This is a genomic window from Sulfitobacter dubius (assembly GCF_900113435.1).
GTDB lineage: Bacteria > Pseudomonadota > Alphaproteobacteria > Rhodobacterales > Rhodobacteraceae > Sulfitobacter > Sulfitobacter dubius.
In genome coordinates this window covers 271260-297434 of the sequence record NZ_FOPG01000001.1, presented here as the reverse complement: position 1 = coordinate 297434, position 26175 = coordinate 271260, and the positions used below count along the sequence as shown (strand labels likewise).

The following is a 26175-nucleotide window of genomic DNA, read 5'->3' as shown; positions in this document are numbered from 1 at the left end:
ATTTTATTGAATTTGTTGCCGCATGAGAACCCCTATTCTGCTTTTTCTCAGTCTGGCAGAACGATTTCCACCGGCGTGCGGGCCCCATCAGAAACGGTTCCCAACTTAGCGATATGGCTTTCGACCACATCCCAGATCGGCGGACCTTCGGTGCCTTCGTTGACCGAGGCCCAACCGGCGACGACATAGCTGCGCGACGGATCAATCGGCTCACCGGAACTGAGCAGGGTCATATCGCTGATCCGCTCGCCCTGCGGCTTGGCAATGTCCATCTTGAAGCCCATGCCGCCAACGCGGACCATGTCGCCGCCCTGCTGGTAGTAGGGGTCGGGGTTGAACAGGTTGTCGCCTACGTCCTCCAGCACGACCTTCAGGAATTCCCCGGTCATTTCCGTGCGATAGGCATTGGGATAGGACATCGAAGTGACATTGAAAATGTCTTCGCGGGTGATGTCTTGGCCCGGCAGGATCGACGGCCCCCAACGCACCCCGGGGCTCAGCGCGATTTCGGCGTCGCGCTCACTCAGCAGCGCATCGCAAATGAGGTCATCCCATGTCCCGTTGAAGTTGCCGCGGCGGTAGAGCAGCGCATCGGACTGCCCGACCACATGGGTCAACTCATCCAGATAAGGCGCGCGCTGCGCGTCGATCAACTTAGCCACCTCTTGATCGGGTGTGATGAGGTCCGAGAAGATCGGGATCAGCTTGTGCCGGATGCCCATCATTTTGCCATCGCGCACGTCCAGATCCACGCGGGAAACGAATTTCCCGTTCGAGCCGGAGGCGATGATATGCGTCTGCCCTACCAGCACCGGTTCGGGCAGCGCGTCATGGGTATGGCCCGACAGGATCACGTCGATCCCCTTGACGATGCCGGCCATTTTCTTGTCGACGTCGAAACCATTGTGGCTCAGGCAAACGACCAGCTCAGCGCCCTGCGCGCGGACCTCGTCGACCATCTGCTGCATATGCTCGTCGCGGATGCCAAAGGAGTATTCAGGGAACATCCAGCCGGGGTTGGCGATGGGCATATAGGGAAAGGCCTGCCCGATCACGGCGATCTTCACGCCGCCGCGCTCAAAGAATTCGTAGGGTTTGAACAGTTCGGCAGGCTCATCCCATTCCGCGTCAAAGATGTTTTGGCCAAGGGCCGCGAAGGGCAACCCCTGCACGATCTCTTGCACCCGCTCAGACCCCAGCGTAAACTCCCAGTGGAAGGTCATCGCATCAGGCTTCAGCGCGTTCATCACGTTGACCATGTCCTGCCCTTCGGTCTTGAGACAGGTCATCGAGCCGTGCCACGTATCCCCGCCGTCCAACAGCAGCGCATCGGGGCGGTCGGCGCGGATGGCGTTCAGCACGGTGGCCACACGGTCGAGGCCGCCGACCTTACCGTAGGCCTGCGCATGGGCGACGAAATCGTCATAGGTCAGCGCGTAATCAAGCGGCGTGCCGCCGCCGATGCCGTAGCGGATGCGGAAATCCTCGCCGGTGATATGGGGCACCTTGCCGCGGTTCTCGCCCACGCCGATGTTGACCGACGGCTCGCGGAAATAGATCGGCTTCAGTTGCGCGTGGATGTCGGTCACATGCATCAGGGTGACATTGCCGAACTTCTCGAATTCCAGAAGCGCGTCCTGATCGAAGCGGTCCTGCGCCGCCAGCCGCGCCCAGTTGCCGAAGCCCGAGCCGCCGTAGATGGAGGCCGCGGCCATGGACATTTGAAGAAAATCACGGCGAGACAGCATGTTACGCTCCAGCACTTAAAAACAGGGAAAGGCCCCGCCCCCGGTTGAGGGGGCGGGAACATGTCAGGCAAAAAGCCCGGATGTTAAATCAGTTACGCACCGAAGGGGCTTCGACCGACAGGCCATTGCCGCGGCTGGCGACGTAAAGCTCTAGCGCCACGAACTCAGGGCTGCCGGGGCTAAAGGTCTCGGCCCGAGTGTCGCGGATACAGCCTTTGAAACGAGCGTGGCTGCTGTTGAGCTTGGTGTTCTTCAGACGGTAGACCGGAAAGCCGTTGATCTGGCCTTGGCTCAGATGGTCGGCGCGGATCATGTTGCCGTAGTTGTCCTCATGGCAATTGGCGCAGCTCAGCTCCAATTGGCCGTAGCGGGTGTAATACATCTCCTTGCCCTGCTCCCAAACGCTCTGGGCCGGGCCGTCGATGGCCACGTTGACCGGCATGCCGCGCGACTGGACCGAGATCAGCGCCTCCATCGCGGTCATGTCGCTGCCGTCGTATTTCCACGGCTCGGCACCCATCTGGGTCTCGCGGCAGTCGTTGATCTGCATCGCCAACGTGCGGACCTCGCCCGCCTCTTCGTTCCATTTGGGATAGACGGCGCGGACGCCTTCCATCGCTTCCACGTCATTGTGACACGACGCGCAGGACTTGCCCTCGCTGCCCTCTGCCGTGTCCCAAACCGCTTGGGCTTGGTCGACAAAGATCATGCCGGGGTTGTCGAAATCGTCCATCTGCGTTTGCTGCGTCTCATCCGAGCGGAAGCGCCAGCCAGACATGATTTCCGGCAAAGCCCCCTCAAGATGCGCAGGTGCATCGGTCTTGGTCACCATCTCGATCTCGCCGTTGACGACAAGCTCGGCCTCCTCATCGGCCATCCCCAGCATGGGGGCGGCCACCAAAAGCGCCGCGACCGCGGTCATTGCCTTGAATTTCATGTCTTTCCTCCCTGTTCCACGCACGGTTGGCTGACGCGAGGTCAGCCAACCGTGATGGATTTGACTTCTTCGTAGACCGAACCGTCGTCATCGTACCAAGTGAATTTGAAGTCGCCGGCCTCAGGCACAGTGGCGTCAAATTCGAAATAGGGGTTGGTCGACATCGCCGGTTCCATCTTCACGTCGATCACGCTCTCGCCGTTAAACTCAGCTGTGAAGCGGTTGATGATCGAACGCGGGATGACATTGCCGTCGCCGTCTTTGCGCTGGCCCGATTCCATCGGGTGGCTGATCAGGGTCTTGATCGTGATGACCTCACCTGCTTCGGCTTTTTTCGGCACTTTGACGCGAGGGGTTACACCTTCTGCCATTTTGAAAACTCCTAAAAATTGGGGCGCGTGGGCTTAGCCGCCGCAGCCGCCGATTGTGACTTTGATCTCTGCGCTGGTGCGGGCAAAGGTGCCGTCTTCCAGCTTGGCGATGGCGACAACGTCTTGGGTCGTGGCCAAACGAATGCGGGTGGAGGCACTGCGCGAACCGGCCAAGGGGCCAAAATTGAAGGTGCCCACGGGCGGGGTCGGGTTGCCAGTGGCCAGAACCATAATCGCGGACGCGCCGGGCGCTTCGACCGAGATTGGCACGGTGTTGCCGTTTTCCGCGATCTCAGGCGCAGTCAGGGTGACGCCAGTGTCGGCCATATCGGCCCCGCCGGTGAATTCCGCAATCAGCTCGTCAACCGTGGCGGCAGAAGCCCCCACGGGCAGCATGGTCAGCGCCACGGCTCCAAGGCCGAGGCCGAAAGTTTCACGTCTTGAGAAGTTCATCTCTCATCTCCTTATCCGTCAGCGGCGCTCTGCGCCGTTATTCCATTGCCGCGGTGCGCTGACCGCGATGATCTGTCGAGCCATCCGCCGCCCCTCGGCTGCGCAGGCCCCGCGTTACTCTTTTAACGTGACCAAGAAAGCCACGATATCTTCGATCTGCTGGGCGTCCAACAGAGGCGGCAGCGGTTCAGACCCGGCCTTGCCGGTGAAACCGTCGCCGGGGCGGATATATCCGCTTGTCTTGTAGTAGGAGGGCATCATCGAGCCTTCGAAGGTCATTTTGCTGTTGGCGACAATGCCGCGCAGCTCTGCCTCTGACCAGCGGTCGCCCGCCCCGTCAAGCATCGGGCCGATCTCCCCTTGAAAGGGCACATCGCTCAGCGCATCCAACTGGTGACAGGCCACGCAGTTGCCAGCCTTCTTGTTGCCAACGATGGCGGCACCATTGGCAGCATCCCCCGGCGTGCCGGTCAGCGATTGTTCAACCGAACCGTAATCATCATAGGTCACGTCGGCAGGTGCCACGGTTTCAGCGGCGGCCAGAACGGGCGCGCCCGACACAATTGCGGCGGCGATCCATCTCATCATCGAAAACTTCCTCCCAGTGCCGATCACGGTGATGTGTGATCCGGTTTACCTGACCCTAAGACAGGGATGCGGCGCGGCGCAACAACAAATTCAAACTTTTGAATAGCTTTACATCCGCGGCGCTGTTTTTCATGGGTTAATCCGTGCTGCCATTGCTGCGTTCTTGGATCATCCGCGCATGGTATCGCTGGAAATCCTCGTCGCCTTCAAGGGCGTAGCGTTCTTCGTTGACCCAAGTCAGCATATCCAGCGTCGTGCCCTTGCCAAAGGCACCCGGCATCACCGCCACCGCGGCCTGCGGCGCGGCTGCGCCTTCGGCCACCTCTTGGGGCAGGAACATCAGAGTCGGAGTAAAGAGAATCCCCCATTTCCGCGCCATCTGCTTTTCCGAGAGGGTCTCACCATCGAAATCGGTCACTTCGATGTCCCCGTGCAAGTTGAGCTGCACGACGAAGTAATTCTCTTCGATATAATTGGTGATTTCGGGGGCGGGATAGACCTCCTCGTGCATCTTGGTGCAGTAAATGCAGCCCCGTTGTTCAAACATCAGCATCAGGCGCTTATCTTCGGCGTTGGCCTCCTCCAAATCCTCGCGCAGGTCTTTGAAGGTGTCGCGCATCCACGGCGTCTTGTGCAGACCGTCGTCGCCCAGTTCCGCGGCGGCCAATGGCCATGCCAGCAGCATCGCGGCGGCTGCGGCCCCTATCCTTGCGATCATCATATCGGCGTCCTCCTTGTTGCTTTTACCCTAACGTCGTGAAGCTGGGGAACCAACGGATCATTGCATCCGCGATCAATTGCACCCCGCCTGTCACGATCAGCACGGCAAAGAGGATCAGCATGACCCCCATCGCCTTTTCGACCTTTTGCACCAGCGCCATATGCCGCGCCGCCCAGTTAAGGAACGGCTTGGCGAAAAGCGCGGCCACCACGAAGGGTGCGGTCATCCCCGCGCCGTAAGCGGCCAGCAACAGCCCCCCATGCGTGATGTCCCCCATGCCCGACGCTATCATCAAGATCGCTGCCAGCGCCGGGCCAACGCAGGGCGTCCAGCCAAAGCCAAAGGCCAGCCCCATCACATAGGCGCCCCAGATCGAAGTGGGCTTGCCGCCGCCCTCCAGCCGCGCCTCGCGGTAGAGGAGTGGCACCTCGACGACGCCCAGAAAATGCAGGCCAAAGACCAGCAGGATCGCAGCCGCCACCCAGCTCAGCGGCTCAAGGTATTGGGTAAACACCTGCCCCAAGGCCGTGGCCCCCATGCCCAGCAGCACAAAGATCGTCGTCACCCCAAGCGCAAAGAGCACCGATGACAACACCAGCCGCCGCTGCGCCCCTGGCGCAATCGCGCCGTCGCCGCGCAACTCGGTCACGCTGAGCCCCGCCATATAGCTCAGATAGAACGGCACCATCGGCAGAATACAGGGGGTAAAGAAGCTGAGCAGCCCCGCCAGAAGCGCGCCTGCATAGGTGATGTCGAACATGTTACCTCCTGCCCGCGCCGACACATGCCGCCGCGCTTGAACAATTCACATATTCAAATTACGTTGAGTGTTGTCCAAACGTCAATCAGGCAAGCCAATGATCCGCACAGTGACCGCCCTGAGCCTCGCGGCCCTAACCGCCCTGCCCGCCTTGGCGGTGGAACTGGTCATGGTCGAACAGCCCGGTTGCATCTATTGCGAACGCTGGGACAAAGAGATCGCCCCCGTTTACCCCAAAACCGCCGAAGGGAAGTTTGCCCCGCTGCGCCGCGTCGACATCTCGGCGGTCGAGGATAGCGTCACCCCCCAGCGCGCGGTGGTATTTACGCCAACCTTCCTGCTGGTTGAAGATGACACCGAACTGGGCCGTCTCGAAGGCTACCCCGGCGCGGAGTTTTTCTGGCCGATGCTGAATATGCTATTACGCGACAAGACCGATTTCGAGGAACCGACCGAATGACAGCCCTGCCCGTGATTACCCCCGACATGTCCGAAGAAGACATGGACCGGATGCTGACCAATGCCGTGACCGCGTCGAATTTTCTCAAGGCGATCAGCCATGAGGGGAGGTTGATGATCCTGTGTCATCTTGTTTCGGGTGAAAAGTCGGTGAGCGAGTTGGAAGCCCTGCTCTCGACCCGGCAAGCCGCCGTATCGCAGCAACTGTCGCGCCTCAGGCTCGAAGGGCTGGTGACCCCCCGGCGTGATGGGAAAACGATCTACTACCGGCTTGCCGATGACCGGCCCCGCAAATTGCTGGAACTGGTCTACGAATTGTTCTGCAAGGATGATTGAGCTTCTGGGCCAGCCGCTGACCGCCGCCCTCTTGGGTGGATTGGGCGGCGTATTGCTGGGCCTTGCCGCACGATTGGGGCGGTTCTGCACTTTAGGGGCGATCGAAGACCTGCTCTACGGCGGCTCCAGCCACCGGATGCGGATGTGGGGTTTGGCGATCGGTGTGGCGATGCTGGGCAGTTTTACCCTTGGCGGGTTTGGCTTCATCAACATCGACCGCGCCTTTCATCTGACCATCGCCTTCTCTTGGGCGCCTGCGATCTTTGGCGGACTGATCTTCGGCTATGGCATGGCGCTGGCGGGGACCTGCGGCTTTGGCGCATTGGCGCGGCTTGGCGGGGGTGATCTGCGCGCTTTTGTCATCGTGGTGGTCATGGGGCTGGCAGCCTTTGCCGTGCTCTCTGGCCCTCTCGCCCCGGCGCGTGTGCTCCTCTTCCCCCAGCAATTGAACGCAGGTCCGCCCGATGGCATCGCCCATGCGCTTTCCGCACTCACAGGCGGATCGGTGGCAATGATCGGTGTGGCTTTGGGGATGATGATCTGTGCCCTTATGCTGAGCGCCCGCAGCTTTCGCCGTGATTTCCGTATGGTTTTCTGGAGCGTGGTCGCCGGTCTCGCCATCGTTTCGGGCTGGGCGGGCACGGCGTGGCTTGCACAGACCGGCTTTGGTACCCAGACGCTCATGTCTCACAGCTATGCCGCCCCGGTGGGAGAGACACTGCTCTATGCGATGCAGGGGTCGGTCCGTCCGCTCAGCTTTGGCATCGGCTCTGTCTCGGGCGTCTGGATCGGCGCGTTCCTCGGCTCGCTCTGGCAGGGGCATTTCCGTTGGGAAGCTTGCGAAGACCCGCGCGAGCTGCGCCGCCAGATACTCGGCGCAGGGCTTATGGGCGCTGGTGCGGTAATCGCTATGGGCTGCACCATCGGGCAAGGCATCTCTGCCATATCGGTCTTGGCTTTCAGCGGCCCTGTGACCTTAGCGTCGATTTTTGCCGGGGCCGCGATTGGACTGCGCCAACTAATTGTCGGATTTCGCCGCAGCCCGGTCTAGCGCGTCATAAAACCGTGACAGTTATGGTGCAAAGAAACGCCAGTAGAGTTTCCAAAGGGCGCACGGAGCAGGGCGAAGACGGTGCACCCTACGGTAGCTTTGAATACCAACAGGGCAGCGGAAAGACCGCAGACTGATCGAAATTCTATAAAATTGATTTTAGCATGTAAGATGTGGTGCAGCTTCCCCAGCTGCACCACTTTTCTTTAAAAACGCCCGGTTCCTCAACCAAGCGCCCCTTTGGTCAATCCGAAAGGCAAGCAGCCATATCTTCAGCCATACCGCGGAGCAGATCCGCATAGAGGGAGGCCCCCGGTTCAAGATCGGCACCCAGCGGGTCAAGCGTACCGGCCCCGGTGTCCTGTCCTTCTGCCACGGCTGCAATTAGGCCGGGATTGAACTGCGGCTCAGCAAAGACGCATTTGACGCCATTGTCAGCCACCAAGGCCCGTAACTCCGAGACGCGCGCCGCGCCCGGTGCACGGGCGTCATTCTCGCTGATGGCCCCAAGCGCTTCGATGTCAAAACGTGCTTCGAAATAATGGTAGGCATCATGGAAGACGATGAAGGGGCGGTCCCTGACCGGCGCGAGGGTTTCAGAGATTTCCTTTTCTAGTGTGGCGAGCTCTGCCTGTGCTGCCTCGGCGTTCTCGCGGTACTGGGCGGCGTTGTCAGGATTTAGCTCGGCCAAGCTCTCCGCGATCTGACCCAACCACAACTGGCCGTTGCGCGGATCAAGCCAGACATGGGGATCATCGCCACTATGGGCGTGACCGGGTCCGTGGTTATCATGGGGTTCGTGGTCATCATGATCTTTTTCGCCGTGGTCATGCCCCTCATGGTCATCATGCCCCTCATCGCCGTGGTCGTGCCCCTCGTGGTCACCATGCCCCTCATCGCCATGGTCGTGCCCCTCGTGGTCATCATGACCCTCATCGCCGTGATCATACCCCTCGTGGTCCTCATGACCCTCATCGCCGTGGTCATGCCCCTCGTGGTCCTCGTGACCCTCATCGCCGTGGTCGTGCCCCTTGTGGTCATCATGCCCCTCGTCGTCGTGCGCACTATGGTCATGCGCCTCGAATGTTGCGCCCTCACGGAAAGGCAACACGCGGGTGCCGGGTTGCTCCATCAATGCAAGATGGCTCGCACTTCCTGCCAGCGAATTCAGTGGATCGGCCAACCAAGGGGTCAGCAAGGGGCCAACCCAAACGACCAGATCAGCCCCGCTCAGCGCGCGGGCCTCCGAAGGGCGCATCGCGTAGCCATGGGGCGAGCTACGCTGCGGGACGATGAGGTCTGGCGTCCCAACACCCTTCATCACCTGAGACACCAGCGCATGAACTGGTGCGATATCCGTGGCGACGGCAGGCACATCGGCCCAAAGCGGCGTCGAGACCGACGCAAGAACGGCAGCGGGGAGCGAGAAACGATACATGGCAGACCTTCAAAATGTTATAGTATCACCTTGCTAGCATCCTTGTTATAACATATCAATGCACAAACGAATTGAGGTCCCCCATGAGCGCCATCGAATTCCGCGATCACGACCATGCCGCATGTATGCGCAGCACCATGCAGGCCGCCGAGGCACAATGCGCCGCGCGCGGGCTGCGGCTGACGCCCGTTCGCCGTCGTGCATTGGAAATTTTGCTGTCAGAGCACCGCGCTTTGGGCGCCTATGACCTCTTGGCGCATCTCTCGGCCGAAGGCTTGGGCGCGCAGCCCCCTGTGGCTTACCGCGCGCTGGATTTTCTGGTCAAAGCCGGGTTGGCCCATAAGATCGAAGCGCTTAATGCCTATGTCGGCTGCGTGCATCCGGGCGAAGACCATGCGCCCGCCTTCCTGATCTGCCGCGGCTGCCGCTCGGTGGCAGAGGCCGAGACTTCGCCAACCAAAAGCCGCCTTGGCGATGCCGCCCGCGCCGCAGGGTTTCGTATCGAGCGTAGCGTTGTCGAGGCCGAAGGCCTTTGCCCCGCCTGTCAGGAGACCGGTGCATGAGCCTGATTGAGACACGTGGCCTGACCCTGCGCCACGACAGACAAGTCGCCCTGCGCGATGTGAACTTCAACATCGAACCGGGGGAGATTGTCACCATCGTCGGCCCCAACGGCTCAGGCAAGTCCAGCCTGCTGCGTGCGCTGATCGGCGCGTTGAAACCGGCGGCGGGCAAGATCACCCGCAAACCGGGGCTGCGCATCGGATATGTGCCGCAAAAATTGCAGATCGACGCGACCCTACCACTCACCGTGCGCCGTTTCGTCAACCTGCCGCGCCGCCAAACGCCCGAAGCGATCCGCGATGCCCTTGCCACCGCCGGCGTGCCGGAATTGGCCGAGCGGCAGATGGTCGACCTCTCTGGCGGGCAGTTCCAGCGCGTGTTGCTGGCCCGTGCGCTGCTGGAAAAACCTGACCTGCTGATCCTTGATGAGGCGACCCAAGGGTTGGATCAACCCGGATCTGCCGCCTTTTACCGCCAAATCGAAGCGGTGCGCCAAGATTTGGGCTGTGCCGTGCTGATGGTCAGCCATGATCTACACGTCGTGATGGCCGCCAGTGACCGGGTGCTCTGCCTCAATGGCCATGTCTGCTGCGAAGGCACGCCAGAAACCGTGGCGGACGCGCCTGAATACCGCGCGCTATTCGGCAGTGGCACCCAAGGGGCGCTGGCGCTCTACCGTCACGATCACGACCATCATCACCACCATCACAATCACCACCACGGCGACGCTTGTGATGGACAGCACGAAGAGACCGAGAATGCTTGACGATTTTATTGTGCGCGCAGCACTTGCCGGGCTTGGCGTCGCACTGGCCGCCGCGCCGTTGGGCTGTTTCGTGATCTGGCGGCGCATGGCTTATTTCGGCGATGCCACAAGCCACGCGGCCCTTCTGGGCGTCGCTTTGGCGCTGGCAACCGATCTGCCGATCACCGCAGGGGTGCTTTTGGTGGCGCTGGTGATGGCGCTGGTGATCAGCACGCTGTCGGGCCGGAATGTCAGTGCCGATGCCCTACTAGGCGTGATGGCCCATTCCGCGCTGGCGCTTGGATTGGTGGCCGTGTCGCTGCTGCCGGGGCAACGCGTTGATCTTTCGTCTTATCTCTTTGGTGAGATTCTTGCCGTCACGCGCTTTGACCTTGCCGTGATCTGGGGCGGTGCCGTGGCCGTGGCGCTGCTGTTGGCATGGCGTTGGTCTGCACTGCTGGCGGCAACGTTGAACCCCGACCTTGCGCAAGCGGCAGGTGGCAACCCCAAGCGCGAGCAGTTAATCCTAACGCTTGCGTTGGCGATCATGGTGGCTGTGGCGATCAAGGTCGTGGGTGCGCTGCTGATCGCCGCCATGCTGATCATCCCCGCCGCCACCGCACGCCCCTTCGCCCGCACGCCCGAAACTATGGCGATCTGGGCGATGGGACTGGGCGCTTTGGCAGCCTTCGGCGGGCTGATGGCATCACTGGAATTCGACACGCCAACCGGCCCCAGCATCGTCAGCATCGCGGCGGCACTTTTTGCGCTGTCTTCGGCTCTGGCCCCACTGCTGCGGCGAGCCTAAGTCCCTGCCCGCCCGGCCCTGCAAGGGCCGCGCGGTTTGTCTTAGCGGTGCGGTGCGCTTAGCGCTTGATTACCGCATCGGCTTCGATCTCAAGCTTGGCCTCGTCTTCGACCAATCCTGCAACCACCACCATTGCCATGGCGGGGAAATGTTTCCCCATCACTTCACGGTAGGCGCGGCCCACGTCCTTTTGCGCGGCAAGATATTCTTTCTTATCTATCACATACCATGTCAGGCGCATGATATCTTCGGGCGTGCCACCCGCCGCTTCGACCACATCACGGATGTTTTGCAGCGCTTGTTTCATCTGACCGATAAAGTCATGGCATTCGAATTTCTGCTCTGCGGTCCAACCGATCTGACCACCGACAAAAAGATGGCCATCGGCGCTGAGCATACCGTTTGCATAGCCCTTGGCGGGCGCCCAACCTTCGGGGTGGATAACTTGATGCGACATGTCGTGTTCCTTTTTATTAACAGTCACACGCCGAGAAACTGATCGGCGATTTGAGAATTGATCGCAGGCATTGGGCCAGTGCAGGCCGAGTCGCCACGTTCGAGAAAAACGGCGTGATCCGCCACGCGGCGCAGATCGGCGAAGGAGTTAACTACCGCCAACTGCGCCCGCCCAAAGGGCGCGCGGGCGAGACGGCCAGCAAAGAACAGTCCCTGTCAGGTCACCCGCGCGCGGGTCTTGTATTTTTCGTTGTCCCAGAGGCGGTTCTCCATCACATCGCGGATGATCGCGACCGCTTTGGAGACGTCCTCGGCATCGATATAGAGCGGCGTGAAGCCGAAACGCATGATGTCGGGCGCGCGGAAATCACCGATCACGCCGCGGTCGATCACCGCCTGCATCGCGGCATAGCCTTCCTCAAATCGGAACGACACCTGACTGCCCCGCTCAGCGCTGTTGCGCGGGCTGGCAAGGGTCAGTTGCGGCACGTCACGCTCGATCTCGTCGATGAACTGCTCCTGCAACGCGACGGAGGCCGCGCGAAGTTCTTGCATGTCCACGTCTTCCCACAGCCCCATCGCCACTTCCAGCGCGGTCAGTTGGATCACCGGCGGCGTGCCGACGCGCATCCGCTCAATGCCCTGCCCCGGTTTGTACTCCAGATCAAAGGCAAAGGGCTGGCGGTGCCCCAGCCAGCCGGCAAGCGCAGGCTGCACTTCGTCCGCCAGATCGGGGCGCACATAGATGAACCCCGGCGCGCCCGGTCCGCCGTTCAGGTATTTATAGGTGCAGCCTACGGCAAATTCACAATTGCTGCCCGCCAGATCAACCGGCAGCGCACCTGCCGAATGTGCCAGATCCCAGATCATCACCGCGCCACTGGCATGGGCCAGTTCGGTCATCGCCTTCATGTCATGCTTGCGGCCCGTGCGGTAATCGACCTCCGTCAGCATCACGGCAGCGATGTCTTCGTTAATGGCGTCTTTCACCTCTTCGGGGGCGACGCTGCGCAGCTCATAGCCTTGTTCCAACAGCCCGACCAAGCCTTCAGCCATATAGAGGTCCGAGGGGAAGTTGCCGGTATCCGACAAGATCACCTTGCGACCGGGGCGCAGTTTGACCGCCGAAGCCAACGCCTGAAACACCTTGATCGACAGCGTGTCGCCCATCACCACCGACCCTTCCGGCGCGCCGACGATACCCGCGACCATATTGCCAACCCGCGTAGGCTGTTCCATCCATCCGGCTTGATTCCAGCCGCGGATCAGCATGTCACCCCATTCGTCGGCAATCATTTCCTGCACCCGCGCGGCGGCGGCCTTGGGCAGCGGCCCCAGAGAGTTCCCGTCGAGGTAGATCACGCCCTCGGGCAGGATAAACTGATCTTTTTTCAAAACAGACACTTACAGTGCTCCTCTCACATGCCAAAGCTCGGGGAAAAGCTCCACTTCGAGCATTTTACGCAGATAGGTCACGCCCGACGTGCCCCCGGTGCCGCGTTTGAAACCAATGATGCGTTCCACGGTGGTCACGTGGTTGAACCGCCAGCGGCGGAAGTAGTCCTCAAGATCGACGAGCTTTTCCGCCAATTCATAAAGTTCCCAATGGGTTGTCGGGTCTTCATAAACCTGTTTCCAAAGCGCCTGAACCTCAGCTTTGGCCTCCCAAGCCTTTGGTTCCGGTCCGCCTGCCAATGACGGCTCTCCCAGCCGCTCACACAGCAAGTCAATCGCCACCTGATAAAGGCTCGGCTGCTGCATCTCTGCCACCAGTGCCGCATGGGGTTCGGGCGTGTGTTCATGCAGTTTGGTCAGTGCCGCGATGCGGTTGCCCAGAAGATACTCAATCAAACGGTACTGGTACGACTGAAACCCCGACGACGCCCCCAGATACGGGCGGAACTGAGTATATTCGCTGGGCGTCATGGTGCGCAGCACGTCCCACGCGGAGTTAAGCTGTTCAAAGATCCGCGCCACGCGGGTCAACATCTTGAAACTTTGGCGCAACTCCCCCGCTTGAAGCGATTTGCGGCAGGCGGTCAACTCATGGATCGCCAGTTTCATCCACAGTTCCGAGGTTTGGTGCTGAATGATAAACAACAGCCCATCGTGCGCCATATCCAGCGGGTTTTCAGTCGTCAGGATTTGGTCCAGCCCAAGGTAATCCCCATAGGATTTATCCTTGGCAAAACTCATCTTCGCGCCCTTGGAGGCTTCGTCAAACGTGCTCATTTACCCTCTCTCAGCGCGAAACGCTGGATCTTTCCGGTTGCGGTTTTCGGCAACTCTTTGATGAAACGAATGTCGCGCGGGTACTTATAAGGCGCAATGGTCGCTTTAACATGGTCCTGCAGTATCTTGATTGTATTGATATCTTCCGGCGTTCCATCAACCACAACCACATGCGCTTGCACGATAGAACCGCGCGCTTCGTCAGGGGCCGCGACCACGCCGCATTCGCTCACCAATGGGTGACTAAGCAATGCTGCCTCAACCTCTGGCCCGGCAATGTTGTAACCCGAACTGATGATCATATCGTCGTTACGGGCGGCAAAGTGCAGATAACCGTCCTCATCCATGGTGAAACTGTCGCCAGTGATGTTCCAGCCATCCTTGACGTAATCGGCCTGACGCGCATCGCCTAAATAGCGGCAGCCGATAGGGCCGCGCACGGCCAGCCGCCCCACCTCGCCGCGCGGCACCTCAGCACCGTCCGCGTCGATCACCCGTGCCTCATAGCCCGTGACAGGCTTGCCCGTGCAGGCCGCGCGATGGTCGTCGAAACGGTTGGAAATGAAGATATGCAACATCTCTGTCGCGCCGATCCCGTCGAGCATGGGTTTGCCGGTTTTCTCTTTCCACTCATGATAAACAGGCGCAGGGAGTGTTTCCCCGGCAGACACGGCGGCACGCAGGCTGCTGAGGTCCGCGCCCTCTTCCATCGCTTGCAACATCGCGCGGTAAGCCGTGGGGGCGGTAAAACACACGGTCGCTTTATATTTCTCAATGATCTCAATCATATTGGGCGGGCTGGCGGTTTCTAGCAACGTTGCCGCGGCCCCGAAGCGCAGCGGAAAAACCGCAAGCCCGCCAAGCCCGAAGGTAAAGGCCAAGGGGGGCGAACCGACGAAAACATCCTCAGGCGTGACTCCCAGAACCTCGCGCGCATAGCCGTCCGCGATAATTAAAAGGTCTCGGTGAAAATGCATTGTTGCTTTGGGGTTACCAGTCGTTCCTGATGTAAATCCCAGAAGCGCCACATCGTCTTGTGCGGTGTCGGCGGCCTCAAACTGAACCGGCTTTTCGAGCGCCAAACGGTCAAGTTCTGCATCATGGTTGCTGGTGCCGTCAAAGCCCACCACCGTCTTGAGGAATTTCGACGACTTGGCGCATGTCGTCATCTCATCCATCAGCCGTGTATCGCAAAGCGCGTGGCTGATTTCAGCCTTGTCGACAATCGCCGCAAGCTCTCCTGCGCGCAGCATCGGCATGGTATTCACCACCACCGCGCCCGCCTTGGTCGCGGCAAGCCAGCAGGCCACCATCGCCGGGTTGTTGGCCGAGCGGATCAACACCCGATTGCCGGGTTTAACGCCAAGATCATCCACCATGGCGCGGGCCAGACGGTTGGTCCAATCGGCGAGTTCTTTGTACGTGCGCCGCCGCCCATTGCCGATCAGCGCCGTATGATCCCCAAAACCTTTTTCCACCATAGTATCAGTAAGTTCTACGCCTATGTTCAGGCGCTCGGGATAGGTGAACTGATCTAGATTGAGGTCGGGCCATTGATCGTACGGCGGTAGGTTCTCACGGGCGAATGTGTCTTCATGTCCACTCGGGTGCAGCTTCATGTCATGGCTCCCAACGTTTGGCGTGCAATGACGACACGTTGCACGTCAGATGCGCCTTCGTAAATCCGCAAGGCCCTGATTTCGCGGTAAAGTCGCTCGACCGCCTGACCATTACGCACACCATCCCCGCCATGCAGTTGCACCGCTGTGTCGATGACCTTTTGGGCCTGATCGGTAGCAAACAGTTTGGCCATCGCCGCCTCGCGGGTCACGCGGGGCGCGCCGCTGTCTTTGGTCCACGCGGCGCGGTAAACCAGCAAGGCCGCTGCATCCACATCCAACGCCATATCGGCGATATGGCCTTGAACCAACTGCAACTCACTCAATGCTGCGCCCTGCACTTGGCGGGAGGTCACCCGCAAAAGCGCTTCGTCCAAGGCGCGGCGGGCAAAGCCCAAAGCGGCAGCAGCCACGGTTGATCGGAAGACATCAAGCACAGACATCGCAATGGCAAATCCACGCCCCCCCTCGCCCAGAAGCGCCGACCCGGGCAGTTTCACCCCATCGAAATGCAGTGTGGCCAGCGGATGCGGTGCCATAACCTCAAGCCGTTCCTCGACCTTTAGGCCGGGCGTGTCGGCGGGTACGATAAAGGCAGAAAGCCCCTTTGCGCCCGGCGCCTCGCCGGTCCGGGCAAAGACGGTATAGACGTCAGCGATACCACCATTGGAAATCCACGTCTTGCGCCCGTCGAGCACATAGCCATTGCCATCTGCCTTGGCGGTCATGGTGGAATTGGCCACGTCCGACCCGGATTGCGGCTCGGTCAGCGCAAAGGCCGAGATCGCCTGACCCGAACGCGTCTTAGGTAGCCACTCGGCCTTTTGTTCATCAGTGCCAAACAGTGAGATCGCCCCGGTGCCAAGCCCCTGCATTGCAAAGGCAAAATCCGCCAACCCGTCATGGCGCGCCAGTGTTTCGCGGATCAGGCAGAGGGTGCGAACATCAAGCACCTCATCGCCTTCGGCCCCGCTGTGGCGCAGCCAGCCATCTCGGCCCATCATTCCGACCAAATCACGGCAGGCCCCGTCGGTATCGGCGTGATCCACGTTCTTCAATTCTTGTCCGGCCCATTCATCAAGCGCCAGCGCCAACTCTTTGTGGCGCGGCTCAAAAAAGGGCCAGTCGAGAAAAGTTCTATCAGCCATCTTTAGGCCTCCCCGCGTGTTTATCTTTTGGCTTTTGTTGCTCAGTCCCCTTCGAAGACCGGGCGTTCCTTGGCGACGAAAGCGTTATAGGCGCGTTCAAAGTCGCCGGTCTGCATGCAGATCGCCTGCGCTTGTGCTTCGGCCTCAATCGCCTGTTCGATAGACATGGCCCATTCCTGCGCCAGCATCGTTTTCGTCATCATATGTGCAAAATTTGGCCCTGCTTGGATTTTCTGCGCCAGCTTCAGCGCCTCATCTTCCAGCGTCTCGCCTGCGACCAGACGGTTGTAGAAGCCCCAGCGTTCGCCTTCCTCGGCCGATATGGCGCGACCCGTATAAAGCAGTTCTGCCGCGCGGGTCTGTCCAATGATACGCGGCAAGATCGCACAAGCGCCCATATCGCACCCGGCAAGGCCGACGCGGGTGAACAGAAATGCCGTCTTGGCTTCTGCCGTGGCCAAACGCAGGTCAGACGCCATGGCAATGATTGCCCCTGCGCCCACACAGACACCATCGACCGCCGCGATGACCGGCTTGCCGCAATTTACAATCGCTTTGACCAGATCGCCGGTCATGCGAGTGAATCGCAGCAGTTCCTTCATGTTCATCTGCGTCAAAGGTCCAATGATATCATGAACATCGCCGCCAGAGCTAAAGTTGCCGCCGTTGGAGCCAAAGATCACCACGTCGACATCATCGGCATAGACGAGGTCGCGGAACCAGTCGCGCAACTCGGCATAGCTGTCGAAGGTCAACGGGTTCTTACGGTCGGGCCGGTCCAGCCGCACGGTGGCGATCCGGTCTTTGATCTCACATTGAAAGTGCTTCACGTCACTGCGCATTGGCGTTTTCCTCTTCTTCCGTTTGGGCGGCGAAGGCCTGCAAGCGGGCCGCCATCGCGCGGGCTTCCTCGGGGGAGACGCCGCGTAGTTTTTCGTTGATCCAATCTTCATGGGCCTGCGCTTGAAGCGCAAATTCAGCGGCCCCTTGGGGCGTTAGACGCAACATCATCGCACGGCGGTCGCCGGGTACGGGGATACGTTGCACCAGCCCCTCTTCGCTAAGCCGGTCGGCGATGCCAGTGACATTACCGTTGGACACCCGCAGCACGCCCGAAAGTTGGCTCATCTTCAGCCCTTCCGGATGCCGCGACAGGGCCGACATCACATCGAAACGCGGCAGCGTGGTGTTATGCTCGCGGCGCAGCGTGTCGCGCAACTCCTGCTCAAGGCCACGCACGACCTTTAACAGCCGCAGCCAAAGCCGCACGCGATCCTTGGCCGCATTGCTCACACTTCGCCCCCCGACAAAGACAGCGCGTGCCCGTTGACCGAAGCAGCACCGTCCGACAGCAGATAGAGCGCAGCCGCCGTGACCTCATCGGTGGTGACAAAACGGTTCTGCGGGCTCGCGCGTTTAAGGATGGCGCGGGCCTCGTCTGCCGTCTTTCCTGTGGTTTTGGTGATATTCTCGACCGAGCGTTCCAACAGCGGCGTGTCGATGAAACCGGGGCAAATGGCGTTCACCGTGATGCCCGTGCGCGCGACCTCTAACGCCAACGCGCGGGTCAAGCCCACGACACCATGTTTCGCCGCTACATAGCCTGCCACGTAAGGATAGCCCTTGAGCCCGGCGGTAGAAGCCACAGCGATAAGCCTACCCCGCTTGGCCTCTTTCATCTCGGCCAGTGCTGCCTGCCAGACGTTGAAGACGCCCGTTACATTAACGGCCAGCATATCGGCCATGTCCTGCGCGGTGATCTTGTCGAAAGGGGCGGAATGGGCTGCGCCTGCATTGGCTACGACTCCGGTGATGGGGCCATTTTCACTACGGGCGGCGGCAAAGGCGTGGGCCACGGCTTGTGGGTCTGTCACATCACAGACCTGAAACGGCAGCCCTTGTTCGCGCAAAGGTGCTTCTCGGCGGCCCATGATGGTAACTTTTGCGCCGCTGTCGGCGACAGCGCGGGCGATCTTTGCCCCAACGCCTGACCCACCGCCGGTGATAATCACATGGCTCATACTTTCTCCATCTCTGCGGCGCGGTCTGCCAGACGCCATGCTTGATCTCGGCCGGGGCCATAGGGCAGCGGCCAATCAGCGTGGCGGTCGCCAATCGCGGCGGCGGCATGGAGCGTCCAATAGGGATCGGCCAGATGCGGGCGGGCAAGGCAGACCAGATCGGCGCGGCCCGCCATCAGGATCGAGTTGACGTGATCGGCCTCATAGATATTGCCCACGGCCATGGTCTTGATGCCGCCGTCGTTGCGGATGCGGTCGCTGAAGGGGGTCTGGAACATGCGGCCATAGACCGGCTTGGCCTGTTTCGAGGTCTGGCCCGCCGAGACGTCGATGATATCGGCCCCTGCGTCACTGAACATACGGGCGATTTCAACGGCTTCTTCGGGGCTTACCCCGTCTTCTTCGACCCAATCGGTGGCCGAAATGCGCACTGCCATCGGCTTCTCTTTCGGCCATGCATCGCGCATCGCTTTGAATACTTCCAGCGGATAACGCATACGGTTTTCCAAGCTGCCGCCGTATTCATCGTCGCGCTGGTTCGACAGCGGCGAGATGAAGGACGAGATCAGATAGCCATGCGCCGCATGCAGCTCGATCATGTCGAAGTTGGCGCGATGGGCCATGCGCGTGGCATCGACAAACTCATCGCGGATCGTATCCATATCGGCGCGGCTGGCGGCTTTGGGCATGGCATTGCCCTCGGACCACGGGATTGCCGAAGCCGAGATGATATCCCAGTTGCCGGCTTTCAGCGGCGCGTCCATCTCTTCCCACCCAACTTGCGTCGAGCCTTTGCGCCCCGAATGGCCAATCTGGCAACAGATCTTGGCATCCGTTTCGGCATGTACGAAATCGGTCAAACGCTGCCACGCGGCTTCATGTTCGGGCGCGTAAAGCCCCGGACAGCCCGGCGTGATGCGCCCTTCGGGCGAGACGCAAGTCATCTCGGTATAGACCAGCCCGGCACCGCCCTTGGCGCGTTCGGCGTAGTGGATCAGGTGCCAATCTGTCGGGCAGCCATCGACGGCCTTGTACTGCGCCATCGGCGAGACGACGATGCGGTTTTCCAGCTTCATATCACGCAGTTGGAACGGCGCGAACATCGGCGCACGCACCGGGCCGTTGCTATCCGCCCCCGCCTGTTCGAGGAACCATTTCTCGGCCCCCTCAAGCCACTTGGGGTCACGCTCGCGCAGGTTCTCGTGGCTGATGCGCTGGCTGCGGGTCAACATGGAGTAGTTCAATTGCACTGGGTCGAGGTCGAGGTAGCGCTCAACATCCTCAAACCATTCAACCGAGTTGCGCGCCGCCGATTGCAGACGCAGCACTTCGAGACGCCGCGCCTCTTCATACTTTTCAAATGCCGTGCTTAGGTTTTTGTCATCGCTCACATGTTTCGCCAGTGAGATCGCCGATTCCAGCGCCAGCTTGGTGCCCGACCCGATCGAGAAATGCGCCGTGGCCGAAGCATCGCCCAGAAGCACAACATTTTCGTGGCTCCACTTTTCGCAAAGCACGCGAGGGAACTTGATCCAAGCCGAGCCGCGGATGTGGCTGGCGTTGGTCATCAGCTTGTGACCGTCTAAGTGGTCTTTAAAGATCTCCTCACAGATCGCGATGGTCTCTTCTTGGGTCTTTTCGCCGAAACCGTAGGCGTCAAAGGTTTCTTGGCTGCATTCAACGATGAAAGTCGCGGTGTCTTTGTCGAATTGATAGGCGTGGACCCAGATCCAGCCTTTGTCGGTCTTCTCGAAGATAAAGGTGAAGGCGTTGTCAAACTTCTGGTGCGTGCCAAGCCAGACAAAGGGGCAGCGCCGCACATCGATGTCGGGCTGGAACGTCTCTTCGAACTCCATCCGCGTTTTGGAATTCAGACCATCGCTGGCGACCACCAGATCATAGTCGTCCATATATTCCGATGCTGCTTTGACTTCGCTTTCAAATTGAAGGTTAACACCCAATTCCCGTGCCCGTGCTTGCAGGATTAGCAGCAGACGCTTGCGGCCAATGCCGCAGAACCCGTGGCCGGTGCTGTGGATCACATGGCCTTTGTGATGCAGGGCGATGTCGTCCCAATAGGCGAAATGGCTGCGGATTTCGCGTGCCGAAACGGGATCGTTGACCTCAAGATTATCAAGCGTTTCATCTGACAGCACGACGCCCCAACCGAACGTATCATCGGCGCGGTTACGTTCCATCACTGTCACATCTGCGTCGGGCTGGCGCAGCTTTAGCGAAATCGCAAAGTAAAGCCCCGCAGGACCGCCGCCAAGACAGATTGCACGCATCGAAATTCCCCTTTGGTTCGGTTTGGAAGGAGCCTAGGCCGAGTCGCTTTTTCGTTCAAGGATAAATATTTTATGCTTAAAGTAAAATCACTGGATTACGGTTTGCGGTCCGGCCTGCACATTGCACCCGCCTCCGGCAGGCCCTATGCGGTATGGGCAATTCACTCAGAGGGGCAGCGCGATGACAAACGTAGCAGCAGCAGAATGGTTGGCGGCAGATTGCCAAGACGGCAGCCTTACGGTTTGGGTGATGCAGGGCAGTTCGGTGCTAGAGAGTGCTACTGCAAACATCGACGCACCCCGCGTGACGGACAGCATTGAAGCGTTCGACGCCGCGCTCAAATGCCTCATCGCACCATGGCAGCTTCCCCGCCTGCCCGTCTTCATCGCCGGATTGCGCGCCGGAGGGTGGTCCAATGCTGCGCCGCGTCCGGTGCCCTGCGATGCAACCGCCCCTACCACCACGCCCTGCACGACCGAGAACTTCGCGCTTCAGGTCATCCCGCCCCTGCGCCAGCACGCGCCAAGCGGTTTGCTTCAAGGGGCCGAAACGCGGATCGCGGGGTTTCTCAGCCTTAACAAAGATTGGGATGGGGTCATCTGCCTGCCGGGCATGACATCGGTTTGGGCGCAAGTCAGTGCGGGCGAGATCGTCAGCTTTCAGACCTTCCTCACCGGTGAGTTGGCCGGCCGTCTGGGAGAGGCAGCCCCCGCCAATGACACGGCGCTGGACGATACGGCCTTTGACGAAGCCCTGAGCGACGGGTTATCGCGCCCTGAACGGTTGGCCGCGCGGCTTTCGTCTATTCGCGCTGACCTTACGTTGGGAGAGATCCCCCCTCCCACGGCACAGGCGCGTTTGGCTGGCACCTTGATTGGTGCGGAACTGGCAGCGGCACGGCCCTATTGGCTGGGGCAAACTTTGGCGGTGATCGGCGCAGGCACCGAGGCGCGGTTGTATCTACGGGCCTTGTCACAACAGGGTGCACCCGCGACTGAGGCGGATGGCAACCGGATGGCGTTGGCAGGGATCTGCGCGGTACGGCGTGCGGCAAACGGGAGCTAAGCGCCCTTCCCCGTTAGTCTTTCTTTTGCCCGTCGGTCTTTTTCTGCATATCCAGATTAACGAGGTCTTCGAGCATATCCAGCAGGTCTTCCATCCGCTGCTTGCCAAAACGGGCCTCGAAATCGGAAAATAGCGCCGCGGCATCGCCCGCGTGGTCTTGCAAAATCTGTTGGCCCTGATCGGTGATCGTGACGATGGATTTGCGCCCATCATCTGGATCACTGGCACGGCTCAGCAGCCCCTCTTCCTCCATCGCGCGCAACATGCGTGTCAGGCTCGGCAGCAGCAGACAGGCCTGCTGCGCGAGCGCTGTTTGCTCCATTGGGCCGGATTCCTCAACGACACGCAGCACCCGGAATTTCTGTTCCGAGATGCCGCTTTCGTTCAGAATTTCCCGGATCGGGCCCATCACCCTTTCGCGCGCGCGCAACAGCGCTATCGGCAGGGAGCGGGCCGTGCGGCGCAGGGGGGGCATTGTGGCCATTCTTGACGGTTTCCTGATCGCTACTTACCAAGTCAAACACCGCCCCTAAGGGCGTGACGATCACCATAACCGCTGCGGCGCCATTCTTGAAGGGGTGATGCGGAGCGGAACAATAGTGAGACAATACAACAACAAGGGGCGAAAAATGCGCATTAGGACCAAGATCAAAAGCCACGGGAGCCGCGGATGAACTGGGAAGATTTCCGTCACTGGGGCCGCCGCGCGGCTGATTGGGCCGCAGATTATCACGCGGGCCTGCGCAGCCAGCCGGTGCGCGCGCAGGTCGCCCCCGGCGCGGTGCTCTCTGCTCTGCCCGACACGCCGCCCGAGGGGGCCGAGGCGATGCAGGCGATCTTTGACGATTTCGAGCAAACCATCATGCCCGGCATGACCCATTGGCAACATCCTCGATTCTTTGCCTATTTTCCCGCCAACGCCGCCCCCGTCTCGGTTTTGGCAGAGTATTTCGTCTCTGCCATCGCAGCGCAATGCATGCTGTGGCAGACCTCTCCGGCGGCGACAGAGCTAGAGACCCGCGTTTGCGACTGGATGCGCCAGGCGATCGGTCTGCCGGATGGTTTTACGGGTGTGATCCAAGACAGCGCCAGTTCCGCCACGCTTTGTGCCGTACTGACCATGCGCGAACGGGCACTGGACTGGCAGGGCAACAAAGCGGGGCTTTCTGGGCAGCCGCGCTTGCGGGTCTATTGCTCGGCAGAGGTGCACACGTCGGTCGACCGGGCCATTTGGATTGCGGGCTTGGGCGAAGAGAACCTTGTGCGCATCCCCACCCACGGCCCGACACGCGCGATGGACACGAATGCGCTGCGCAACGCCATCGTAGCTGACCGCGCTGCGGGGCATTTGCCTGCGGGGATTATCGCCTGCACCGGCGGCACCAGCGCGGGTGCCAGCGATGACATCGCTGCTGTGATGGATGTGGCCGAAGCCGAGGGGCTTTCCACCCATGTTGATGCCGCCTGGGCCGGGTCTGCGATGATCTGCCCTGAGTTTCGCGCCCTGTGGGCCGGGGTGGAACGTGCCGATTCCGTTGTGATGAACCCGCATAAATGGCTGGGCGCGCAGTTTGATTGCACGACCCACTTCCTGCGCAATCCCGACGATCTTGTCCGTACGCTGGCGATCCAACCTGAATATCTTAAAACCCACGGCGCAGATGGGATCGTGAATTATTCCGAATGGTCAGTCCCACTGGGCCGTCGCTTCCGGGCGCTAAAACTGTGGTTTCTGATCCGGGCCCATGGGTTGGAAGGCCTGCGTGAACTGATCCGCAACCATGTGACATGGGCGCAAGATCTGGCGAAACGGCTGGAACAAACAGACGGGTTTGAGATCGTGACCCAGCCAATGCTGTCGCTATTCACCTTCCGTCATCTTGCGACCGCAGACCTTGATGCGCATAACCAAGACCTGCTCAATCGCATCAACGATGACGGCCGCATCTACCTGACCCAAACCCGTATCGACGGGGCATTGGTGATCCGCTTTCAGGCAGGCGCCTTCACCGCCACGGCCGAGGATGTGGCGATGGCCTATGAGGTGATCACCGAATTGGCAGGCGCGGGCTGAACCTTAGGGCGCGATCAGGGTAACCCCCGGCATGGCGCGGATAATCTCGACATCCGCGTCATAGAGTGCCGTCATCTGCTCGACCAGCTCCTCGGTCCAACCGGGCATGTCGAGCTCCTCTTCAATTTCTTCCTCTAGCGCGTATTTGTCGAGGAAAGCGATGATAACCCGCCGCTTCTGCGCCTCGGACATCTCGGGGTGGGTATCAACATAGCCGCGGAAACGCCGCATCCCCTCTTCGGACATGATGGATTGCAGCAGATCAAAGCCGCCTTTGATTTTGGTCTCTGGTGCCAATTCAGCCATCTCGCGGATTATCTGCGCCCAGATCAGCGGCGTATCTTCGTTGCACCAAATGGTGATCGGAATCTCTGGCGCCATTTCGCGCAACTGTTGGATCGTTTCCGACCACCGCAGGTCTGTCGGCCCCCGCTCTCCCCAGAATGCTGCCGATGTCTTATCCGCCGCTTTTTCATAAAGCATCGGCACCAGCGACGCGGGGTTTCGGATCGCCATGAAGATGCTGATCTCATCATCTGGGAAGAGCCGGGTCATGCGCCGCATCCGCACAGCCGCGGCGGGGTAAAGCACCCCTTCTTTCAACGCCGTCGCAGGCGAGCGGAAGAAATTGGCGTCCGACAGAATTACCCGATCGGCCTTGCCATCATCCAGAATCGCATCCAGCAACACATCGCGCGCCACATCCGAAGGCTCGGTTTTGTGCATCGCATTGAGTGTGTCGCGAAACAGGTTGCGATAGGTGCTGGGCCCCGGCACCCTGATCCCCGCCTTGGCAAAGTCATCTTGGTTGCGCAGCAGGCATTTCAGCAGCCGCTCGTCCTCTGTAAAATGGACGCCTGTGTGTAAAACGAGCTGCATAATACTCCGCTCAACCGCTAAAACCTTGGCGTTGAATAGCCCGTCGCGTGCCCCGTGTAAAATCCGAAAGAATCCGGCAATTCCCCTCTTGCACCCCCCGCGCCATTTCTCTAAATGAGCCCTCAGTGCCCCTATAGCTCAGCTGGTAGAGCAACTGATTTGTAATCAGTAGGTCCGCGGTTCGAGTCCGTGTGGGGGCACCACTTCTCCAAATAGATTAACGATAATTATCTATCGCTCGCAGCAGATAACTTCGCATGCGTCGCCGCCCAATCGCGGTCAACTGCCTTGTCACCATTAATCTGCGCTGCCAAAGCAGCATGCCCCGCGATCAAACGCGGGGCCGCCTGCCCTTACCCCATACGTTTGGAGCTGTAGCTGCCCGGCGAAGCTGGGAAGACCACGGTTTTATTGCCATTCATGAATACACGGTGGTGAGCGTGGGCATGAATCGCCCGCGCCAAGACGCCCGCTTCGACATCACGGCCCAGCGACACATAGTCAGACGCGCTTTGCGATTGGGTGATCCGAACGATGTCTTGCTCAATGATCGGGCCCTCGTCCAGATCAGCAGTTACGTAATGCGAGGTCGCGCCGATCAGCTTCACGCCGCGCTCATAGGCCTGTTTGTAGGGGTTCGCCCCCTTGAATGACGGAAGAAAGGAATGGTGGATATTGATGATCCGGCCCGACATTTTCTGACACATTGCATCCGACAAGATCTGCATGTAGCGGGCCAGCACGATCAACTCCGCGCCGGTTTCTTCCACAATCTCCATGATCCGCGCCTCAGCCTGCGGCTTGTTGTCCTTGGTCACTTTGATGCAGTGGAATGGAATATCGTGGTTCACCACCACCTTTTGGTAATCCATGTGGTTTGAAATCACCGCGACGATCTCGATCGGCAAGGCGCCGATGCGGACCCGATAAAGCAGATCGTTCAAACAGTGACCAAAGCGCGAGACCATGATGACGACCTTCATCGTGGTATCTTGGTCATGGAACTCATAATTCATGGCAAAGGGCTGGGCGACCGCAGCGAAGCCTTCGCGCAATGCCTCAAGCGTCGCACCGGTTTCGGCCTCGGCACTAATGCGCATGAAAAACTGGCCGTTATCCGCATCGTCGAACTGCGCGCTGTCGGTGATATTGCAGCCGGTTTCAGCGATATAATTGGCAATCGCGGCAACAATCCCCCGCTTTGAGGGGCAGGTAACGGTCAGGCAGAACTTGGTCATGGGGCGATCCTTGGGGGCTTTTGTACGGGGCGTGGTCAGGCGCGGAACCTCTGCGCGTTTACGCAAGAACCGAGTGCCGGGTCAGCGCGGGAAAGGCAAGCCATGCTGCGCTCTGCCGGGGCCGAAACGGCGCTATACCGAATGGTGAGCCAGTGTGATCGCTTGAAATCTACGC

29 protein-coding genes and 1 tRNA gene are annotated in these 26175 nt (G+C 60.1%); 9 read left to right on the top strand and 21 right to left on the bottom strand.

What is annotated here, in order from left to right:
• Window positions 1-47: 47 nt before the first annotated feature.
• The 7 genes from soxB to BM229_RS01395 all read right to left on the bottom strand — a co-directional run bounded on the left by soxB (window position 48) and on the right by BM229_RS01395 (window position 5578).
• On the bottom strand, window positions 48-1748 hold the full coding sequence (gene soxB / locus BM229_RS01425) for a thiosulfohydrolase SoxB (protein WP_093925926.1): 1701 nt from the start codon (window positions 1746-1748) through the stop codon (window positions 48-50).
• Between the two features lie 88 nt (window positions 1749-1836).
• The gene (gene soxA / locus BM229_RS01420; protein WP_093925925.1) at window positions 1837-2685 is read right to left on the bottom strand and encodes a sulfur oxidation c-type cytochrome SoxA; all 849 of its coding nucleotides are present in this window, start codon (window positions 2683-2685) and stop codon (window positions 1837-1839) included.
• Window positions 2686-2726: 41 nt separating this feature from the next.
• Window positions 2727-3056: a thiosulfate oxidation carrier complex protein SoxZ gene (gene soxZ / locus BM229_RS01415; RefSeq protein ID WP_067941571.1), complete on the bottom strand. Its 330-nt coding sequence runs from the start codon at window positions 3054-3056 to the stop codon at window positions 2727-2729.
• 33 nt (window positions 3057-3089) lie between these two features.
• A complete protein-coding gene (gene soxY, locus BM229_RS01410) occupies window positions 3090-3509 on the bottom strand; it encodes a thiosulfate oxidation carrier protein SoxY (RefSeq protein ID WP_067628363.1) in 420 nt (139 codons plus the stop codon).
• Between the two features lie 114 nt (window positions 3510-3623).
• Window positions 3624-4097 (bottom strand): sulfur oxidation c-type cytochrome SoxX, encoded by a 474-nt coding sequence (gene soxX / locus BM229_RS01405; protein WP_208604006.1) that lies wholly within the window; start codon window positions 4095-4097, stop codon window positions 3624-3626.
• Window positions 4098-4233: 136 nt separating this feature from the next.
• Complete coding sequence (locus tag BM229_RS01400; protein WP_420855235.1) at window positions 4234-4818, bottom strand: thioredoxin family protein; 585 nt, start codon at window positions 4816-4818, stop codon at window positions 4234-4236.
• 22 nt (window positions 4819-4840) lie between these two features.
• Window positions 4841-5578 carry a cytochrome c biogenesis CcdA family protein gene (locus BM229_RS01395; RefSeq protein ID WP_093925924.1) on the bottom strand — a complete coding sequence of 246 codons (738 nt, stop codon included), beginning with the start codon at window positions 5576-5578 and terminating at the stop codon, window positions 4841-4843.
• A gap of 97 nt (window positions 5579-5675) precedes the next feature.
• On the opposite strand from BM229_RS01395, the gene BM229_RS01390 reads away from it, so the two are divergent.
• Genes BM229_RS01390 through BM229_RS01380 form a run of 3 tightly spaced genes read left to right on the top strand, consistent with a single transcriptional unit; the run spans window position 5676 to window position 7424 of the window.
• Window positions 5676-6038 (top strand): thioredoxin domain-containing protein, encoded by a 363-nt coding sequence (locus BM229_RS01390; RefSeq protein WP_093925923.1) that lies wholly within the window; start codon window positions 5676-5678, stop codon window positions 6036-6038.
• Entirely contained in the window at window positions 6035-6373 is a 339-nt protein-coding gene (locus BM229_RS01385) for an ArsR/SmtB family transcription factor (RefSeq protein WP_093925922.1), read from the top strand. Before BM229_RS01390 ends, BM229_RS01385 begins: the two co-directional genes overlap by 4 nt.
• Window positions 6366-7424, top strand: coding sequence for a YeeE/YedE family protein (locus BM229_RS01380; protein WP_093925921.1), 1059 nt, complete (start codon window positions 6366-6368; stop codon window positions 7422-7424). The genes BM229_RS01385 and BM229_RS01380 overlap by 8 nt, the downstream gene beginning before the upstream one ends.
• Window positions 7425-7668: 244 nt before the next feature.
• On the opposite strand, the gene BM229_RS01375 is transcribed toward BM229_RS01380, so the two are convergent.
• Window positions 7669-8862 carry a zinc ABC transporter substrate-binding protein gene (locus BM229_RS01375; RefSeq protein WP_093925920.1) on the bottom strand — a complete coding sequence of 398 codons (1194 nt, stop codon included), beginning with the start codon at window positions 8860-8862 and terminating at the stop codon, window positions 7669-7671.
• 83 nt (window positions 8863-8945) lie between these two features.
• Here BM229_RS01375 and BM229_RS01370 point away from each other — a divergent pair, with 83 nt between their 5' ends.
• From BM229_RS01370 to BM229_RS01360, 3 genes are read left to right on the top strand one after another with little or no spacing between them, the layout of a single operon-like run.
• A complete protein-coding gene (locus BM229_RS01370) occupies window positions 8946-9425 on the top strand; it encodes a Fur family transcriptional regulator (protein WP_093925919.1) in 480 nt (159 codons plus the stop codon).
• The gene (locus BM229_RS01365; protein ID WP_093925918.1) at window positions 9422-10192 is read left to right on the top strand and encodes a metal ABC transporter ATP-binding protein; all 771 of its coding nucleotides are present in this window, start codon (window positions 9422-9424) and stop codon (window positions 10190-10192) included. Before BM229_RS01370 ends, BM229_RS01365 begins: the two co-directional genes overlap by 4 nt.
• A complete protein-coding gene (locus BM229_RS01360; protein ID WP_093925917.1) occupies window positions 10185-10979 on the top strand; it encodes a metal ABC transporter permease in 795 nt (264 codons plus the stop codon). Before BM229_RS01365 ends, BM229_RS01360 begins: the two co-directional genes overlap by 8 nt.
• Window positions 10980-11037: 58 nt before the next feature.
• Here the strand turns inward: BM229_RS01360 and BM229_RS01355 are convergent, their stop codons facing one another.
• From BM229_RS01355 to BM229_RS01315, 10 genes are read right to left on the bottom strand one after another with little or no spacing between them, the layout of a single operon-like run.
• Window positions 11038-11436 (bottom strand): RidA family protein, encoded by a 399-nt coding sequence (locus tag BM229_RS01355; RefSeq protein ID WP_093925916.1) that lies wholly within the window; start codon window positions 11434-11436, stop codon window positions 11038-11040.
• Between the two features lie 23 nt (window positions 11437-11459).
• On the bottom strand, window positions 11460-11597 hold the full coding sequence (locus BM229_RS18025; protein ID WP_208604005.1) for a hypothetical protein: 138 nt from the start codon (window positions 11595-11597) through the stop codon (window positions 11460-11462).
• A gap of 54 nt (window positions 11598-11651) precedes the next feature.
• On the bottom strand, window positions 11652-12839 hold the full coding sequence (gene kynU / locus BM229_RS01350) for a kynureninase (protein WP_093925915.1): 1188 nt from the start codon (window positions 12837-12839) through the stop codon (window positions 11652-11654).
• Complete coding sequence (locus tag BM229_RS01345) at window positions 12840-13667, bottom strand: tryptophan 2,3-dioxygenase (protein ID WP_093925914.1); 828 nt, start codon at window positions 13665-13667, stop codon at window positions 12840-12842.
• Complete coding sequence (locus tag BM229_RS01340; RefSeq protein ID WP_093925913.1) at window positions 13664-15286, bottom strand: AMP-binding protein; 1623 nt, start codon at window positions 15284-15286, stop codon at window positions 13664-13666. Before BM229_RS01340 ends, BM229_RS01345 begins: the two co-directional genes overlap by 4 nt.
• Complete coding sequence (locus BM229_RS01335; protein ID WP_093925912.1) at window positions 15283-16434, bottom strand: acyl-CoA dehydrogenase family protein; 1152 nt, start codon at window positions 16432-16434, stop codon at window positions 15283-15285. Before BM229_RS01335 ends, BM229_RS01340 begins: the two co-directional genes overlap by 4 nt.
• A gap of 41 nt (window positions 16435-16475) precedes the next feature.
• Window positions 16476-17276: an enoyl-CoA hydratase family protein gene (locus BM229_RS01330; RefSeq protein WP_093925911.1), complete on the bottom strand. Its 801-nt coding sequence runs from the start codon at window positions 17274-17276 to the stop codon at window positions 16476-16478.
• Entirely contained in the window at window positions 17266-17727 is a 462-nt protein-coding gene (locus BM229_RS01325) for a MarR family winged helix-turn-helix transcriptional regulator (protein WP_093925910.1), read from the bottom strand. Before BM229_RS01325 ends, BM229_RS01330 begins: the two co-directional genes overlap by 11 nt.
• Window positions 17724-18455 (bottom strand): SDR family NAD(P)-dependent oxidoreductase, encoded by a 732-nt coding sequence (locus BM229_RS01320; protein ID WP_093925909.1) that lies wholly within the window; start codon window positions 18453-18455, stop codon window positions 17724-17726. The genes BM229_RS01325 and BM229_RS01320 overlap by 4 nt, the downstream gene beginning before the upstream one ends.
• Window positions 18452-20743 (bottom strand): bifunctional salicylyl-CoA 5-hydroxylase/oxidoreductase, encoded by a 2292-nt coding sequence (locus BM229_RS01315; protein ID WP_093925908.1) that lies wholly within the window; start codon window positions 20741-20743, stop codon window positions 18452-18454. Before BM229_RS01315 ends, BM229_RS01320 begins: the two co-directional genes overlap by 4 nt.
• A gap of 181 nt (window positions 20744-20924) precedes the next feature.
• On the opposite strand from BM229_RS01315, the gene BM229_RS01310 reads away from it, so the two are divergent.
• Entirely contained in the window at window positions 20925-21809 is an 885-nt protein-coding gene (locus BM229_RS01310) for a 2-dehydro-3-deoxygalactonokinase (RefSeq protein WP_167360174.1), read from the top strand.
• Window positions 21810-21822: 13 nt separating this feature from the next.
• Here the strand turns inward: BM229_RS01310 and hpaR are convergent, their stop codons facing one another.
• Window positions 21823-22293, bottom strand: coding sequence for a homoprotocatechuate degradation operon regulator HpaR (hpaR, locus tag BM229_RS01305; RefSeq protein ID WP_317406076.1), 471 nt, complete (start codon window positions 22291-22293; stop codon window positions 21823-21825).
• Window positions 22294-22479: 186 nt separating this feature from the next.
• Here hpaR and BM229_RS01300 point away from each other — a divergent pair, with 186 nt between their 5' ends.
• Complete coding sequence (locus BM229_RS01300) at window positions 22480-23883, top strand: pyridoxal phosphate-dependent decarboxylase family protein (protein WP_093925906.1); 1404 nt, start codon at window positions 22480-22482, stop codon at window positions 23881-23883.
• A gap of 3 nt (window positions 23884-23886) precedes the next feature.
• Here BM229_RS01300 and BM229_RS01295 read toward each other — a convergent pair whose 3' ends face one another.
• The gene (locus BM229_RS01295; protein ID WP_093925905.1) at window positions 23887-24762 is read right to left on the bottom strand and encodes a hypothetical protein; all 876 of its coding nucleotides are present in this window, start codon (window positions 24760-24762) and stop codon (window positions 23887-23889) included.
• Window positions 24763-24889: 127 nt separating this feature from the next.
• Here BM229_RS01295 and BM229_RS01290 point away from each other — a divergent pair.
• Window positions 24890-24965 (top strand) — tRNA-Thr (locus tag BM229_RS01290).
• Between the two features lie 150 nt (window positions 24966-25115).
• On the opposite strand, the gene purU is transcribed toward BM229_RS01290, so the two are convergent.
• On the bottom strand, window positions 25116-26000 hold the full coding sequence (gene purU, locus BM229_RS01285) for a formyltetrahydrofolate deformylase (protein ID WP_093925904.1): 885 nt from the start codon (window positions 25998-26000) through the stop codon (window positions 25116-25118).
• Window positions 26001-26175: the final 175 nt, after the last annotated feature.

What these genes read in the sequence shown, in the direction of transcription:
- soxB (WP_093925926.1), bottom strand. Translation starts at nt 1,748, where the DNA reads ATGCTGTCTCGCCGTGATTTTCTTCAAATGTCCATGGCCGCGGCCTCC.
- soxA (WP_093925925.1), bottom strand. Translation starts at nt 2,685, where the DNA reads ATGAAATTCAAGGCAATGACCGCGGTCGCGGCGCTTTTGGTGGCCGCC.
- soxZ (WP_067941571.1), bottom strand. Translation starts at nt 3,056, where the DNA reads ATGGCAGAAGGTGTAACCCCTCGCGTCAAAGTGCCGAAAAAAGCCGAA.
- soxY (WP_067628363.1), bottom strand. Translation starts at nt 3,509, where the DNA reads ATGAACTTCTCAAGACGTGAAACTTTCGGCCTCGGCCTTGGAGCCGTG.
- soxX (WP_208604006.1), bottom strand. Translation starts at nt 4,097, where the DNA reads ATGATGAGATGGATCGCCGCCGCAATTGTGTCGGGCGCGCCCGTTCTG.
- BM229_RS01400 (WP_420855235.1), bottom strand. Translation starts at nt 4,818, where the DNA reads ATGATGATCGCAAGGATAGGGGCCGCAGCCGCCGCGATGCTGCTGGCA.
- BM229_RS01395 (WP_093925924.1), bottom strand. Translation starts at nt 5,578, where the DNA reads ATGTTCGACATCACCTATGCAGGCGCGCTTCTGGCGGGGCTGCTCAGC.
- BM229_RS01390 (WP_093925923.1), top strand. Translation starts at nt 5,676, where the DNA reads ATGATCCGCACAGTGACCGCCCTGAGCCTCGCGGCCCTAACCGCCCTG.
- BM229_RS01385 (WP_093925922.1), top strand. Translation starts at nt 6,035, where the DNA reads ATGACAGCCCTGCCCGTGATTACCCCCGACATGTCCGAAGAAGACATG.
- BM229_RS01380 (WP_093925921.1), top strand. Translation starts at nt 6,366, where the DNA reads ATGATTGAGCTTCTGGGCCAGCCGCTGACCGCCGCCCTCTTGGGTGGA.
- BM229_RS01375 (WP_093925920.1), bottom strand. Translation starts at nt 8,862, where the DNA reads ATGTATCGTTTCTCGCTCCCCGCTGCCGTTCTTGCGTCGGTCTCGACG.
- BM229_RS01370 (WP_093925919.1), top strand. Translation starts at nt 8,946, where the DNA reads ATGAGCGCCATCGAATTCCGCGATCACGACCATGCCGCATGTATGCGC.
- BM229_RS01365 (WP_093925918.1), top strand. Translation starts at nt 9,422, where the DNA reads ATGAGCCTGATTGAGACACGTGGCCTGACCCTGCGCCACGACAGACAA.
- BM229_RS01360 (WP_093925917.1), top strand. Translation starts at nt 10,185, where the DNA reads ATGCTTGACGATTTTATTGTGCGCGCAGCACTTGCCGGGCTTGGCGTC.
- BM229_RS01355 (WP_093925916.1), bottom strand. Translation starts at nt 11,436, where the DNA reads ATGTCGCATCAAGTTATCCACCCCGAAGGTTGGGCGCCCGCCAAGGGC.
- BM229_RS01345 (WP_093925914.1), bottom strand. Translation starts at nt 13,667, where the DNA reads ATGAGCACGTTTGACGAAGCCTCCAAGGGCGCGAAGATGAGTTTTGCC.
- BM229_RS01340 (WP_093925913.1), bottom strand. Translation starts at nt 15,286, where the DNA reads ATGAAGCTGCACCCGAGTGGACATGAAGACACATTCGCCCGTGAGAAC.
- BM229_RS01335 (WP_093925912.1), bottom strand. Translation starts at nt 16,434, where the DNA reads ATGGCTGATAGAACTTTTCTCGACTGGCCCTTTTTTGAGCCGCGCCAC.
- BM229_RS01330 (WP_093925911.1), bottom strand. Translation starts at nt 17,276, where the DNA reads ATGCGCAGTGACGTGAAGCACTTTCAATGTGAGATCAAAGACCGGATC.
- BM229_RS01320 (WP_093925909.1), bottom strand. Translation starts at nt 18,455, where the DNA reads ATGAGCCATGTGATTATCACCGGCGGTGGGTCAGGCGTTGGGGCAAAG.
- BM229_RS01315 (WP_093925908.1), bottom strand. Translation starts at nt 20,743, where the DNA reads ATGCGTGCAATCTGTCTTGGCGGCGGTCCTGCGGGGCTTTACTTTGCG.
- BM229_RS01310 (WP_167360174.1), top strand. Translation starts at nt 20,925, where the DNA reads ATGACAAACGTAGCAGCAGCAGAATGGTTGGCGGCAGATTGCCAAGAC.
- hpaR (WP_317406076.1), bottom strand. Translation starts at nt 22,293, where the DNA reads ATGGCCACAATGCCCCCCCTGCGCCGCACGGCCCGCTCCCTGCCGATA.
- BM229_RS01300 (WP_093925906.1), top strand. Translation starts at nt 22,480, where the DNA reads ATGAACTGGGAAGATTTCCGTCACTGGGGCCGCCGCGCGGCTGATTGG.
- BM229_RS01295 (WP_093925905.1), bottom strand. Translation starts at nt 24,762, where the DNA reads ATGCAGCTCGTTTTACACACAGGCGTCCATTTTACAGAGGACGAGCGG.
- purU (WP_093925904.1), bottom strand. Translation starts at nt 26,000, where the DNA reads ATGACCAAGTTCTGCCTGACCGTTACCTGCCCCTCAAAGCGGGGGATT.